Genomic DNA, 453 nt, shown 5'->3' with positions numbered 1-453 from the left:
GTCGGCAACGCCGGCGATCCCGGTCGCCACCGTCAGGAAGATCACCGGCGCGATCACCATCTTCACCAGCTTGATGAAGGCGTCGCCGAACGGCTTCATCGCCTCACCGGTTTCGGGATAGAAGTGGCCGAGAAGCACACCGGCGGCGATCGCCGCCAGCACCTGCACATATAGATGCCGGTAGAAGGGAAGTTTGCCGCGCGGCTCGGCGGCAGCGAATACTGTCTGCATAACGTCCTCCATTGTGCTCCGATCGAAAGCTCGACCTCCCGGAGCAATTGCATTGACCTCCAGCAGCCTCGCGACCGCTGAATTCGTGTTTGCAACTGCCGTGCCAGACTGCGTGGAAGAGAATTTCCCTATGATTTCATTGAATATTCTCGACATCGAGGTTTCGTTTCGCGCATAGAAAGTGCGGATATTCGCATAGCCGAATTGTGCTTTGTGCGAAAA

Annotated in this window: 1 protein-coding gene; it reads right to left on the bottom strand. The window is 56.7% G+C overall.

Annotated features, from left to right (window positions below; translation table 11 throughout):
* A partial coding sequence (locus tag EOA86_RS38065) for a cation:dicarboxylase symporter family transporter (protein WP_128345904.1) occupies positions 1 to 231 on the bottom strand: 231 nt, incomplete at its 3' end.
* Between the last annotated feature and the right edge of the window lie 222 nt (positions 232 to 453).

The organism is Mesorhizobium sp. M5C.F.Ca.IN.020.32.2.1, assembly GCF_004023105.1.
Classification (GTDB): Bacteria; Pseudomonadota; Alphaproteobacteria; order Rhizobiales; family Rhizobiaceae; genus Mesorhizobium; species Mesorhizobium wenxiniae.
This window is presented reverse-complemented; position numbering and strand designations above follow the sequence as displayed.